Genomic DNA, 14,491 nt, shown 5'->3' on the forward strand with positions numbered 1-14,491 from the left:
CGTATTCGTTTGAAGTATTGATTCTGTTTTAGAAATTTCAAATAAGTGGGTTCAAATTTTAGAAAAAAATCATCAATGGTACAGAATAAAGCGGTAATATCAGTCATGAGGATTAGAGTAGTAAGTCGTGTCTAGTAACTCAACTTATGGCTCTAATCCTTGGCTTTTTCAAATAAATCCTTAAACAGGATTCGGGTTAAAGTAGTAAAAAGTTACTTTATTCTAATTGAGTCGTAATAAGTAATTGCTGAATCAAATCACTTTAAGTAAAAAACAAACTTATTTTTTAATAATTAAGTTAACAAAATTTATAAAGTTATTTTTATCTTCAATGAATTGCATAAATTAGATTAAAAATATTCTTCTTTTTAAATTTTTGTGAAAAAAAGCTAAATGTTGATGAATTTCCATAACCCACCAATCCCTTTGTTGTTAAAAAATAATAAAAATATTTTTAATTTATTTAAAAAAAAAGGCTTTTAATACTTTTAATAAGCTTTTAATGCTTTTAGAAAGGCTAAAAAGACCATATAGCGTACGTTTCAGAGGACATTCCCCACCAATTCCTTTGTTATAACCCACCAATCCCTTTGTTATAACCCACCAATCCCTTTGTTATAACCCACCAATCCCTTTGTTTTTTACACCATAATATATTATGGTGTAAAAACAACATAACAAGATAGTGATGTGATATGGTAAAAAATGAACTTGTAGTAAAAGATAATGCATTAATCAATGCAAGTTACAATTTAGAAGTCACTGAACAAAGACTTATATTACTTTCTATCATTAGAGCAAGAGAAACAGGTGAGGGGATTACCGCTGAAAGTAAATTAGAAATACATGCTAGTGAATATGCCAATCGTTTTAACGTGACAAAAGAAGCAGCTTATTACTCATTAAAAAGTGCCGTGGCCAATTTATTTAATCGACAATTTAGTTATAATCAGCAATATAAAAATACAAATAAAATAGAAACTGTAAAAAGTAGATGGGTGAGTAGTATCTCTTATGTAGATGATCTTGCAATACTAAGAATAACTTTTGCTCCAGAAGTGGTACCACTGATCACAAAATTAGAGAAACATTTTACGAGTTATCAGCTGAAACAAGTAACACAACTTACAAGCAAGTATGCGATTCGATTATATGAAATTCTTATTGCTTGGCGTGAATTAGGAAAAACACCAGTATTGAATATGGAAGATATTCGATTTAAGTTAGGACTTGAACCAGGAGATTATCCACGAATAGATACATTTAAAAAAAGAGTTTTAGAACCAGCAATAGAGCAAATAAATAGTTATACAGATATAGAAACAAGTTATGAACAATTTAAAGAAGGACGTACAATTTCTAGTTTAAGGTTTTATTTTAAAGAAAAACTGATTCAAAAAAATGTATCTATACCAAAAAGTGAGGATAATTTTTTGTTAAAAATATCACAAAAACAAATTGACTATTTTGCCAATAAACTCGCGCATGATGATGTGTTTGCAAGTAGTTATGCGGAAGTGGGTGAAAGTTACATAGATCTAGAAAAACGACTACTACTAAAATTATCTAACCCTAAATTTGTAGAGAAAAATATACATCATCTAATACGTTTGGGCTTTAGAATGTAAATGCATTCATTTTCAAATAAGAAATATAGTAGCTATTAAAAGAATAGCTCACAGTTATTGATGAGTCGTTTTATATAGATCATGAATAATGCTGAAAACTTATCTACATATCGAATAAATTCTCGCAAAATGTAGAAATAACCCATTAATCAATCATAATTTCTAAAAATTCTATTTTAAAGCATTCTTTTCTAATGATTGTTAGAACCGATTAATGAGCAATTGGCATACATCTTGTATATACATGTGTATATATGTATGTACTTATACAATATATCGAGTGATGTTGTAAAAATCACATAAAAAGCTACAAGTCGTGTGCCTTACATTGAATATTGCATCAATATAGTGCACTAAAAATGAAAACTAAGATGTCAAATGTAGTTTTCAAAAATTTAGCGAACATGTAGGTAAATCTAAATGACCATTAATGATTAATTAGGGATAAATGAATGAATAAAGTGACAATCCGTAAAGGTGTATTCTTCCCCGTTTTTATATTCGTTTTGATTGCCGTCCTAGTGGGTATTTTTGAAAATAAAATACTCATTGACCTATCAAAACAATTCTTTGAATGGTCTCTTGAAAGTTTTGGCTGGTTATATCAATGGATTTCTTTAATTGCACTATTTTTAATGGGTACTTTTTTAATTTCCAAATACGGCAACATTGTGATTGGTGGAAAAGAGGCCAAACCAAGTTATAGTTTTTGGAAATGGTTTTCAATGACACTCAGTAGCGGTATTGCTACAGGATTAATTACTTATGGGGTTAATGAACCACTAATTTACTTTGGAAATATTTATGGTGAATTAGATCAAATGGGGATCAAGCCCGGGACGCATGAAACTGCAATTTGGGCACTGGCAAGATGTTTTTATAACTGGGGTTTTATTCCTTATGCAATGTATGCTGTATCAGGTTTAATTACAGCTTACATGTATTTTAACCGTAAAAAAGAATTAACTGTTTCTTCAACATTAGAACCTATTTTAGGCAAATATATTAATAATAAATACGCTAGAAATATCGTTGATGTGCTTGCCACACTTGCAATTGTGTTGGGACTGTCTTCAGGACTAGGTACAGGTTTAGCCGATGTCATGACAGGAATAAAAGTATCTTATCATATCCATTTAGATACAAATGCTTGGATTATTTTAGGTGGAATTACCACGTTTTTATTTACCTTTTCTTCTTATTTGGGATTAGACAAAGGCTTTAAAGTGCTTGCTAATTTCAAAACAAAATTATTGTATGTCTTGTTAATTATCCTTTTTGTAGCAGGGCCAACGCTTTATATATTGAGAACATCAACTGCGGGTATGGGTGTTTGGTTACATAACTTCTTCTTATGGGGCTTAGATCCAATTGATATTGGTGGAGGTGCTTTAACCAAATGGTGGACATTGTTTGATTGGGCAGTTTGGATTGCTTATGCACCCGTGATGGGGTTGTTCCTTGCTTTAATTTCTTATGGTCGAACAATTAGAGAGTTTATCATTGTTTCTTGGATACTTCCTTCAGTTTTTGCACTGATTTGGTTCGCGGTATGGGGCGGTTATGGACTTCATTTGCAAGAAAGTGGTGCATTAGATTTAGTCAAAATGATTAAAGAAGAAGGGGCAGTTTCAGGTCTTTGGGGATTACTGAATCATTTACCATATGGTATGGGCACAATTATTGTTCCAATTATTTTAAGTTTAGCTTTATTTGCTTATGCAGTTGCTGCAAATAGTATGGTGACTGTTATTGCAAGTATGTGTATGAAAGATTTACCTATTGGTCAAGAGGCACCGCAATATCAACGTGTGCTATGGGGCGTTCTCATTGGAAGTATTGCAATCATTATGAGTACTTTTGGTGGTGGAGAACAAGGTATTGACGGTATTAAGTATCTTGCTGTATGTGGCGGTTTTTGCGTCTTATTTATATTTTTAGTTCAGCTACTTTCGATTATTAAAGTCTTTTTTATCGACAAAGCAAAAGATGAATAATTTTAAAATGGGGATACAATCTATGTTAGTTAAAAAAATAGTTCAATTAACGCCAGCACTTTTTATATGGTCAGTCAGTAGTTTAAGTTTTGCAGAAGAAAATCCCGTTACATCTGCAGAAACGATACCTCAAAATTACGTCAAGCTCGGGGGCGCAATTCGATTACGTTTTGACTATGACCATAATCAGGATATTCGTAAACTGGGCTTAGATACTGTTATTTTGAATGGTGAGTTTAAATGGAATCAATTTTCAGGGATGTATGAGCACCGTATTTTAGGTGGTTCTTATCCTTATCAATACGTTAATGATGTCGGTGATATCAACTTTGTCAAAAAAGCGTATATTCAATACGATTTCAATAAAAACTCAAATATACAAGTCGGTGTTAACCAAGTACCTATTGGTTTACAGCCTTATTATACCAGTAGTTTTATTGAGTCTTTAGGCTATGTTGCAGGGTTAGAAGACCTTTATCGCACAGGTTTTAAATACACATATCAGCATCAAAAAGATCAGTTTTTAGCAGGTTATTATTTTGCTAACCCTTGGAAAGGCAAAGGAACAGGCAATGGTGATTATTATTCAAATTTGATTGTTCCTGCTGATCCAAGTTTGGAGGAAGGCACTGATTTTAAAGAAAGAAATGCGGTTGCTTTACAATGGAATAGAAATGATACCTTAAAAGGCTTTGAAACCAATTACGGTTTGTCATTGTATTATTCTAAACTTGATTCAAAACAGCAAAAAGATGCAGATCGATATGTGATTGGTCCTCATATCATGCTTAATAAAGATTTGTATAACTTTAAATTCCAAGCACTTTATCAAAATATAAAAACAGAAAATGATGATCGATCTATTACTGTGGGTGCATATGATGGAACCATGAATATGGCTGCAAAAGGTGTACTGTATAGTTTAGATCTGACGCGTAAAGTGCCAATGTTAGATATCAAAGGGATAGAAGGTTCTAGCATTTATTTAAATTATAACTTGTTTGATAAAGATGATCGTTCATTTAAAGACACTCAACGTATTGTTTTAGGGCATTCTTTTTCATTTGGCAAAGGCTTTTTTATGGCCACTGAGTTTCTTTTTGGAAAAAATGATCCTTATGTTGGGGATAGCTTTTCACAAAGTTTTGCAGGTGCTGGCGAAAACAAATGGAAGAATCGACTCAACATTAATTTAGGATATTACTTTTAATTGATCAAACTAATGCTAAATATGTAGTGCTTATTTTTTTATAAATAAGTATTACATCTACATATGATGGGTTTAACGAGGGAAGCAATGGCTAAAATAATGCTTGGACAATCTTTAAATTTAGATGATTTTATACAAGTCGTTCGATTTAATAAAAAAGTGTATTTTTCAGATGACTATATTGAGCGTGTTAAAGCATCTCGGTTAGATCTAGAGCGGTTAATTCAAGATGGTAAAATCATGTATGGCATCAATACAGGATTTGGTTCATTGTGTGATCAGTTAATTTCTAGTGATCAAACCACACAATTACAAAAAAATCTGTTGAGATCACATGCAGTATCTATAGGAGAACCTTTAAACAAAGAACAAGCTCGAGCATGTATGCTCATGATTTTACAAAATTTGGGTCAAGGTTATAGTGGGATTCGAATTGAAGTTCTCCATTTAATTAAAGATTTTTTAAATGCAGACATATATCCTTTTATCCCTCAAGAGGGTTCTGTGGGATATTTAGCATTAGAAGCACATTTTGCGTTAACTTTAATCGGTGAAGGAAAAATCAAAGATGAAGGGGAATGGAAACCTGCTCAAAGCATCTTAAAAAAATATCAGTTAGAGCCTATTTCTTTACTTGAAAAAGAAGGTTTATCTTTAATTTCAGGAACAACATCAACCACTGCATTGGCTTCAATTGCATTATATGATTTAAAAAATTTAATGAAATCAGCTGATATTATTGCAGCCATGTCTTCTGAATCTTTGTCAGGAATTTTAAGTGCTTATGATGCTGATGTGATGAATATTAGACCGCATACAGATCAAAGCAAAGTTGCACACAATATATTAAATATTTTAAAAGATTCTCAACTTGCGTTACCTAAACCTTCAGGGTTAAAGCTACAAGATGCGCTTTCTTTACGTTGTATTCCTCAATTACATGGTTCTTGTCGACATTTAATTGAGCATGCGATTAAAACCATAGAACAAGAAATAAATTCTTGTTGTGATAATCCAATCATTATACGAAAAAACGGTACTCCCGAAGTGATTTCAGCATGTAATGCAGATTCATCTTATGTGGGCATGGCAATGGATAGCATTGCAATTGCGATTATGGGTTTTGCGAAAATGTCTGAGCGTCGTAATGCACGATTATTAGATATGCGATCATCAGGCGTTCCTGATTTTTTAGTTAAACAACCTGGTCTTCATTCAGGGCTAATGATCCCACAATATACCCAAGCAGGCTTACTCAATGACATGCGGGCTTTGGCTTATCCTGCCACCATAGACAATACGCCAACATGTAACGGTCAAGAAGACTATGTGGCAATGGGGTACAATGCATCAAAAAAATCCTTGAGTTTGGTCGCTAAAGCACAGCATGTTCTTGCCATAGAGCTGTTATCAAATGTCTATTTTAACCAATTTATTCATGATTTAAACTTACGCAGTACAGCAACCTTAAATATAAGCCAACATATACAAAACATCATTCAAGATACTGATCAAGATACTTATATTTATGAATATATTATTGATATTAAAAACTTAATTTCTTCAGAAGTGCTGATCAATATTGTTGAAAATCACACAGGTCAACTGATGTAAAGCGCAACAAATCAGCTCAATTTTTTTATCTCTCAACTTGTATATACATGACTATATATGTATATTATTTTAAAGACTAAAGGACATAAATATGACTACAAATAATAGATATCGCGATGTAGAAATTCGATCACCTCGTGGAACTCAGCTGACTGCAAAAAGTTGGTTTACAGAAGCACCACTTCGTATGCTGATGAACAATCTAGACCCAGAAGTTGCTGAAAACCCAAAAGAATTAGTGGTGTATGGCGGTATTGGTCGTGCAGCACGTAACTGGGAGTGTTTTGACAAAATTGTTGACACATTAAAACAGCTTGAAGACAACGAAACACTTTTAGTACAGTCAGGTAAACCTGTAGGCGTGTTTAGAACACACAAAGATGCGCCAAGAGTTTTAATTGCAAACTCTAATTTAGTACCGCATTGGGCCAATTGGAAACACTTCAATGAGCTTGATGCTAAAGGTTTAGCCATGTATGGTCAAATGACTGCTGGTTCTTGGATTTATATTGGTAGTCAAGGCATTGTTCAAGGAACATACGAAACTTTTATTGAAGCAGGTCGTCAACATTATGAAGGCAACTTAACAGGTCGTTGGGTACTGACCGCAGGACTTGGAGGGATGGGCGGTGCACAGCCATTGGCTGCAACACTTGCAGGACTATGTTCATTAAATATTGAATGTCAGCAAGTCAGTATTGATTTTCGTTTACGTACAAAATATGTTGATGAACAAGCCGATGATCTTGATGATGCATTAGAACGTATTAAAAAATACACTCAAGAAGGTAAAGCGGTATCTATTGCATTACAAGGCAATGCAGCTGAAATTTTACCTGAATTAGTGCGTAGAAATGTCATGCCAGACATGGTGACAGACCAAACCAGTGCACATGATCCACTCAATGGTTATTTACCTGCAGGTTGGACTTGGCAAGAATACAGAGAACGTGCGCTTTCTGAGCCTGATGTTGTTGTAACTGCTGCTAAAAAATCAATGGCTGAACACGTTAAAGCCATGCTGACGTTTCAAGTGCGTGGTATTCCAACATTTGATTACGGCAACAACATTCGCCAAATGGCAAAAGAAGAAGGTGTGGAAAATGCATTTGATTTTCCAGGCTTTGTACCCGCTTATGTGCGACCACTATTTTGCCGTGGTATAGGTCCTTTTAGATGGGTGGCTTTATCTGGAGACCCTGAAGATATTTACCGTACTGACCAAAAAGTCAAAGAATTGATTCCAGATGATGCGCATTTACACCATTGGCTTGATATGGCAAGAGAACGTATTAGTTTTCAAGGGTTACCTGCGCGTATTTGTTGGGTGGGTTTAGGCATGAGAGCAAAACTTGGCCTTGCATTTAACGAAATGGTACGTACAGGTGAGTTATCTGCACCAATTGTAATTGGTCGAGATCATTTAGATTCAGGTTCAGTTTCTAGTCCGAATCGTGAAACCGAAGCGATGCAAGATGGATCAGATGCAGTTTCAGATTGGCCATTATTGAATGCCTTACTCAACACAGCAAGTGGCGCAACATGGGTGTCATTGCATCATGGCGGTGGTGTAGGTATGGGTTTTTCTCAACATTCAGGTGTCGTAATTGTTTGCGATGGCTCAGATGAAGCCGCTGAGAGAATTGCACGTGTGTTAAATAATGACCCAGCAACAGGGGTAATGCGTCATGCAGATGCAGGTTATGACATTGCCATTGAATGTGCAAAAGAACATGAACTTAATCTACCGATGATTGATTAATTTTAGCTTTTTAAACACCTCAAAATAGCTGTGTAAGGTACATTAGATGATAACACTATGGAAAAACTGCCACATTGCAACCATGCAAAATTCAAAATATTCAGAAATTCTGAATGGTGCTATTGTGACAGAACATCAAAAAATTAAATGGGTCGGTGCACTCAATCAATTGCCTTTGGTTTTTCAAAATGTTGAGAAAACCATTGACCTAAATGGATTTTGGGTGACACCTGCATTTATTGATTGCCATACACATGCTATTTTTGGAGGAAATCGCAGCATTGAGTTTGAAAAAAGATTAAATGGTATGAGCTATGCTGACATCGCCAAACAAGGCGGTGGCATTAATAGTACTGTGCAAGACACACGACATGCAGATGAAGATACGCTATATTTGAATGCAAAAAAACGTATAGACGCCTTAATAAAAGAAGGGGTTATGACCATTGAGCTGAAATCAGGCTATGGTTTAGATTATGAAAATGAAAGAAAAATGCTACTTGTGGCAAAACGTTTAAAAGAAACGTTGCCGATTAAAGTCATTACGACGTGTTTAGCTGCTCATTCTATTCCGATGGAATATAAAGACCGAGCTGATGATTATATTGATCATGTGTGTGACGTGATTTTACCTGAGCTTGCAAAAGAACATTTATATGATGCTGTTGATGCATTTTGTGAACACCTTGCATTTTCAAAACAGCAAGTTGAAAAAGTATTTTTAACAGCTCAAAAATTAGGTGTTCCTGTCAAATTACATGCAGAACAACTGTCTTGCCAAGAAGGAGCATCACTGGTTGCTCAATTTAAGGGGCTATCTGCAGATCATTTAGAATATTTAAGTGAACAAGGCTGTTTAGATATGGCACAGGCTGGCACAGTGGCTGTATTACTGCCAGGTGCATTTTACTTTTTAAGAGAAACCAAAGTTCCCCCGATTGATTTACTCAGAAAACATCAAGTCAAAATTGCAATCTCAACAGACATGAACCCGGGTACATCACCAACATTATCATTACGTTTAATGATGAATATGGCCAGTACATTATTTCGCTTAACCCCAGAAGAATCATTATTAGGTGTAACCATTCATGCAGCACATGCATTGGGTCTTGCAGATGATGAGGGCAGCATTGAAATAGGTAAAAAAGCCAATTTTGTAGCTTGGGATATTCAACATCCTTCTGAAATTACCTATTGGTTGGGTGGTGATTTATCTAAACGATGTATTTATGCTGGAGAGGAGCAATAACATGCAACAAGCGTATCATTTTACCCAAGGAAATAGCCCACTCCTTATTAGCATGCCACATTCAGGTTTAGAATTAACAGCAGATGTGCGCCAAGGTTTAGTGGCTGAAGCACAAGGTTTAAATGACACTGACTGGCATATTCCTGAGCTTTATCGTTGTGCTCAAAATTTGGGAGCAAATGTTTTAAGTGCAAATTATTCAAGATATGTGATTGATTTAAATAGATCGTCTGATGACATTCCGCTATATACCACAGCAACAACAGGGCTTTTTCCTGAAACCCTATTTAATGGCTCACCACTTTTTAAAGAAGGGCTTACACCCAGTAAAGAGATCAGACAGCATTATTTAGAATCTATTTGGCAACCATATCATTTAAAAATAAAGACAGAACTTGAGCGCTTAAAACAACAATTCGGTTATGCATTGCTTTGGGATGCACATTCAATTCGCTCTGAAATTAGCTATTTATTTGATGGAAAATTACCAGATTTTAATTTGGGTACCAATTCAGGGTTAAGCTGTGATCCTATCTTTTCTGAACAACTGATACAGATGTTAGACAAACAAAATGAGTATACACATGTTTTAAACGGACGCTTTAAAGGTGGTTTTATTACGCGCAATTATGGTGATCCACAACAACACATTCATGCTATACAGCTAGAAATGTCACAAGCAACTTATATGGATGAACAGAGTTATCAGTATTTACCTAAGTTGGCGACTCCAACATCTCATATGATTGAATTGCTGTTAAAAACCTATTTAAATACAGCAGAAATGCGTTATCACGAAAAAAACTGGTATTAATCATTTATACTACTGGCTTAAAATAAATTTGTTTTAAGCCAGTGTTACTACAGTACATGCTGAGCTATATGATTATTGAATGATTGATCGAATCACAGCTGTAAATTTTTCTCTAATTGCATCATCATCTTGATGGTGTCGCTTAAAAACCACTTGCTCCCCAGCAACAAAAACATCTTGAATCACACTATCATCACGTCCAAAGATCCAACGATTAATTAAATCTGTATCGCTTGCAGTCGCAATAAAAGGATCATGTGCATTGAATACTAAAAAGTCTGCTCGAGCACCGACTTCAAGACGACCAATATTTTGTCCTAAAGATTGCGCACCACCCAATAACGATTTTTGATATATAGTTTCACCAATATTGTGATTATATTGAGTTTGATGAACTCGATTTCGACGCTGATCTCTCAGTCGTTGCGTATATTCAAGCCATCTTAATTCTTCTGCAACGCTGACAGATACATGACTATCTGAGCCAATACCAAAATTCCCGTTTAACTGTAAATAATCGGTCATCGGAAAAATGCCGTCCCCCAAATTGGCTTCTGTAGTAATACATAATCCTGCAACAGCACCGCTTTTAGCCATTAACTGTATTTCATTGGCATTACAGTGTGTCGCGTGAATTAATGACCACTGTTGATTAACATCAGCAATATCATATAAATATTTAATTGGACGTTGACCTATAAAATCTATGCACTGGTCCACTTCTTTTTGCTGTTCAGAGATATGAATATGAATAGGATGATCGCCTTTCACTGTGTTTAAAACAGTATCTATTTGATCTTGGCTCACCGCTCTTAAAGAATGAAAACACAAGCCTAAGTTTTGCGTTGGTCGATGAATAAATTGTTTAAGATCTTCAAATAAATTTAAATATTGTTCTGTATTTAAAATAAATCGTTTTTGATGTTTAAGTGGTGCAGCTTGATTAAAGCCTGAATATGTATAAAGTACAGGCAGTAAAGTAATACTTATGCCAACATCTGCTGCTGCACGCAATAATGCTTTTGATATTTCAGCTTGATCATGATATTGCTGACCATGTGCAGTGTTGTGAACGTAATGAAACTCTGCAACAGATGTATAGCCTGCTTTCAGCATTTCTACAAATAAATATCTTGCGGTGTCATACATTTGGTCAGGCGTAATATGTTGTACCAACCTGTACATGATTTCTCGCCATGTCCAAAAACTATCGTTTGGATTGCCTGCAATTTCAGATAAACCTGCCATTAACCGCTGAAAACTATGTGAATGCAAGTTTGGCATTCCCGGAATCACTGGACCATCCATCATAGAAGCGCCAAATGAAACCTCATTAGCCTGAATAGAAGTAATAATACCTTCTGAATTGACCTCAATGCGTACATTTTCGTGCCAGCCTGAAGCCAATAAAATTTTCTTTGCAAAGAGTACTTTCATTTTGCGCTCTAGTTGTATATGGTTGTATATACATATATACATGAATTTTTTTGTTGAGTAAACTAGACATCTTTTTTATGCTGTTCGGAAATACAATGAATACTGTTCAAGACAATGAATTAGATAAAACATTAGAACGATTTGAAAACAATAAAATTTCTCCGATTTATGAAAAACTCAAAATGTATATTATTGAGAAAATTTGTAGTCGTGAATGGCCTGTCAATCATCGTATTCCCTCAGAAAGTGAATTAGTGAAGCTACTCCAATGTAGCCGTATGACAGTCAATCGTGCACTTAGAGAATTAACAGCTGAAGGGTATCTATTGCGTATACAAGGTGTTGGTACATTTGTTACAGAAAATAAAGCCCATTCATCGTTGCTTGAAATCAAAAACATTGCTGAAGAAATTGCTGAACGAGGCAATTATCATCATTCAAAAGTTTTAGTATTAGAAGAAATTAAAGTCCTTGACCGTCTGCTCATTAAAATGAAACTTCATCGTAATGACACAGTCTATAGCAGTCTAATTGTTCATTATGAAAATAATATTCCTATTCAATTAGAAAGAAAATATGTTAATCCAGCTATGGCTCCAACGTATTTATCTCAAGACTTTGAACGTGATACCACCAATGCGTATTTAGTAAAAGTCGCGCCTTTATCTAAAGGTCAACACATTGTTAAAGCTGCAATGCCAAGTAAAGAACAAGCAGATCTGTTAATTATTTCAGAACATGAGCCGTGTTTATTGATTGAACGAACCACTTGGTCAAATGAAGTGATTGTGTCTTACTCAGAATTATTGTACCCAGCAGACCGTTATTATTTAGAAGGAACATTTTAGTGAGTATACTTAAATTAGAATCTAAAGATTATACAAAAATGCTTTGGAAAAATGGGCAGGGGTCTACGTTAGAAATTGATAAAGGGCAAGGCTGGCGAGTGTCTATCGCAACCGTTAACCAAGATGGTGCTTTTTCTAAATTTGAAGGCATGCAACGCATTATTTCTATGATTGATGGAGATGCGATTCAACTGATTTCATCTCAGCAAGAAGATGTTGTTATTCGTACTTTCGAGAGTCACGCATTTAGTGGTGATGAAGATATATATTGTAAAGTACATGGTAGAGGAGGGCAGGATCTCAATTTAATTTATGATCCAACTCAAGTAAACACAAGATTTGAACATGTTGTTTTAAATTCATCAGGTCTAGAAATATTTACACCATCAAAATACGTCTTCATTTTTAACCCTACAGAAAACATCGTACATATCAATTTGATGAATCAACATTTCATCTTGAATCATCACGATACATTAAAAATCATGCAATCAAAAGAAAATAGTCTAATTCATGCCAAAATTCATTCTGATGACACCAGTGCAATTTATTTGATAGAAATATGATCTTAATGAAATACATGCTTTATTTTTATACTAATTTTTATGGTCTTTACGGTATTTTTTTGAATCAACTCGCATTAAATGGATACAAAATCTGATAAAAATATTTGAATCATAAATAAAATGACACAAGTAAATATAGGCTAAAAAAGCTATCAATTGAAATGCTTTTATCATTTCAGAATTGTCAGAGCCACTCCATAATGTTTGAAATAATGTACCACCTTTGTCAAAGACATCACCACGTTGCTCGTCAAAGTAGGACATGCCTGTTTTTGTTAGTGTTCCTATGTCAGAAGAAAGCTCTTCTGCACTTGTTTGAATGTTGTTAAAATTAGGATTAAAAAGAAAGGTGAATAAAGTAAAAGTACCTTTTTTTGCTACCGCCATGACGCCTTTTTTATAACTGTAGTAGGCATATAAAATACCGCGCCAGTCATTTAACGAGTCAATTTTAAGTGGACTATTTCCACGTCCAATCAAACGCCCTGCATTGGCTTCGGTTGCGCCTCTTAACCATAATACGGTAGAGTCACTGGCTTTGTAGTTATATTTATCTACCAATAAATCTGCAAATGTTTGGTAAATTTGGTAATACTTTATTTGGTGGTGTTTCAAAAAGTATGCTGAAAGAAAGACAGGTAAGAATTTGATAAAATAGGGAAATGCAAATAGCTCTACAAATCAAATATCCTACCTGCCTTAGCGACAGTATAAAGAAAAATGGCACAAAAGTGGATGGTAAGCAAAATTACCAATGTAAAATATGTAAACGTCAGTTTATCGGTGATCATGCACTCAGCTATCAAGGTTGCCATTCGGGAATCAAAACTAAGATATTACACCTTATGGTACGAGGCAATGGCGTTAGAGATATAGCAGAAGTCGAAAGGGTTAGCATCGGTAAGGTTTTACGGACACTCAGTCAATCAAAATATCAGCTCCAATCACAGCAGAATTATTATGAAACCCTTGAAGTAGATGAGTTTTGGACTTTTGTGGGTAATAAGCAGAATAAACAATGGTTGATTTATGCCTACCATCGGGAAACAGGTGAAATTGTTGCTTATGTATGGGGTAAACGAGACTTAGCAACGGCAAGACGGCTCAAAGCTAGATTAAAACAATTAGGAATAAGCTATGCTCGTATATCGAGTGATCATTGGGATATAGTCAAACAATCAAAAATATAAGACAATATAAAAATGAGTTATTCAGAACATTTTAGACGAAAAGTGATAGCGAAGCTTGAGGAAGGATATTCCATACGAGCGGTCTCTGCACAATTTGAAATTGATAAAAATACAATTTTGAGTTGGAAAAAACGAATTGAAATTAAAAGAACCCGCCCACGGAAACCTTTTAA

Annotated in this window: 12 protein-coding genes and 2 pseudogenes; 11 read left to right on the forward strand and 3 right to left on the reverse strand. The window is 34.7% G+C overall.

Annotated features, from left to right (window positions below):
* Nucleotides 1–107 (reverse strand): annotated as a pseudogene (locus tag I2F17_RS11280) (IS982 family transposase); the annotation flags it as partial.
* Nucleotides 108–695: 588 nt separating this feature from the next.
* Between I2F17_RS11280 and repM the strand changes: the two are divergent.
* From repM to hutG, 7 genes are all read left to right on the forward strand, one after another.
* On the forward strand, nt 696–1,628 hold the full coding sequence (gene repM / locus I2F17_RS11285) for a replication initiation protein RepM (protein ID WP_211140006.1): 933 nt from the start codon (nt 696–698) through the stop codon (nt 1,626–1,628).
* Between the two features lie 452 nt (nt 1,629–2,080).
* A complete protein-coding gene (locus tag I2F17_RS11290; protein ID WP_211140007.1) occupies nt 2,081–3,625 on the forward strand; it encodes a BCCT family transporter in 1,545 nt (514 codons plus the stop codon).
* Nucleotides 3,626–3,647: 22 nt separating this feature from the next.
* Nucleotides 3,648–4,835 carry a porin gene (locus I2F17_RS11295; protein ID WP_211140008.1) on the forward strand — a complete coding sequence of 396 codons (1,188 nt, stop codon included), beginning with the start codon at nt 3,648–3,650 and terminating at the stop codon, nt 4,833–4,835.
* Nucleotides 4,836–4,922: 87 nt separating this feature from the next.
* The gene (locus tag I2F17_RS11300) at nt 4,923–6,449 is read left to right on the forward strand and encodes an HAL/PAL/TAL family ammonia-lyase (RefSeq protein WP_211140009.1); all 1,527 of its coding nucleotides are present in this window, start codon (nt 4,923–4,925) and stop codon (nt 6,447–6,449) included.
* A 91-nt stretch (nt 6,450–6,540) separates the two neighbouring features.
* Nucleotides 6,541–8,211, forward strand: a complete 1,671-nt coding sequence (hutU, locus tag I2F17_RS11305) for a urocanate hydratase (RefSeq protein ID WP_211140010.1) — start codon at nt 6,541–6,543, stop codon at nt 8,209–8,211.
* A 46-nt stretch (nt 8,212–8,257) separates the two neighbouring features.
* A complete protein-coding gene (hutI, locus tag I2F17_RS11310; RefSeq protein WP_211140011.1) occupies nt 8,258–9,463 on the forward strand; it encodes an imidazolonepropionase in 1,206 nt (401 codons plus the stop codon).
* A gap of 1 nt (nt 9,464) precedes the next feature.
* Nucleotides 9,465–10,277, forward strand: a complete 813-nt coding sequence (gene hutG, locus I2F17_RS11315) for an N-formylglutamate deformylase (protein WP_211140012.1) — start codon at nt 9,465–9,467, stop codon at nt 10,275–10,277.
* A 72-nt stretch (nt 10,278–10,349) separates the two neighbouring features.
* Here the strand turns inward: hutG and I2F17_RS11320 are convergent, their stop codons facing one another.
* Nucleotides 10,350–11,714 carry a formimidoylglutamate deiminase gene (locus tag I2F17_RS11320; RefSeq protein ID WP_211140013.1) on the reverse strand — a complete coding sequence of 455 codons (1,365 nt, stop codon included), beginning with the start codon at nt 11,712–11,714 and terminating at the stop codon, nt 10,350–10,352.
* Between the two features lie 95 nt (nt 11,715–11,809).
* Here I2F17_RS11320 and hutC point away from each other — a divergent pair, with 95 nt between their 5' ends.
* Nucleotides 11,810–12,562, forward strand: coding sequence for a histidine utilization repressor (gene hutC / locus I2F17_RS11325; protein WP_211140014.1), 753 nt, complete (start codon nt 11,810–11,812; stop codon nt 12,560–12,562).
* Nucleotides 12,562–13,128 (forward strand): HutD/Ves family protein, encoded by a 567-nt coding sequence (locus I2F17_RS11330; protein WP_211140015.1) that lies wholly within the window; start codon nt 12,562–12,564, stop codon nt 13,126–13,128. Before hutC ends, I2F17_RS11330 begins: the two co-directional genes overlap by 1 nt.
* A 30-nt stretch (nt 13,129–13,158) precedes the next feature.
* Here I2F17_RS11330 and I2F17_RS11335 read toward each other — a convergent pair whose 3' ends face one another.
* A complete protein-coding gene (locus I2F17_RS11335) occupies nt 13,159–13,689 on the reverse strand; it encodes a hypothetical protein (RefSeq protein ID WP_211140016.1) in 531 nt (176 codons plus the stop codon).
* Nucleotides 13,690–13,790: 101 nt separating this feature from the next.
* Between I2F17_RS11335 and I2F17_RS11340 the strand changes: the two are divergent.
* Nucleotides 13,791–14,294: pseudogene (locus I2F17_RS11340) on the forward strand (IS1 family transposase); the annotation flags it as partial.
* 36 nt (nt 14,295–14,330) lie between these two features.
* Nucleotides 14,331–14,491: helix-turn-helix domain-containing protein (locus I2F17_RS11345; RefSeq protein ID WP_211139442.1), on the forward strand; the 161-nt coding region annotated here is incomplete at its 3' end.

Origin of the sequence: Acinetobacter baretiae, assembly GCF_015627105.1 — a bacterium.
In the GTDB taxonomy this organism is placed as follows: Bacteria; Pseudomonadota; Gammaproteobacteria; order Pseudomonadales; family Moraxellaceae; genus Acinetobacter; species Acinetobacter baretiae.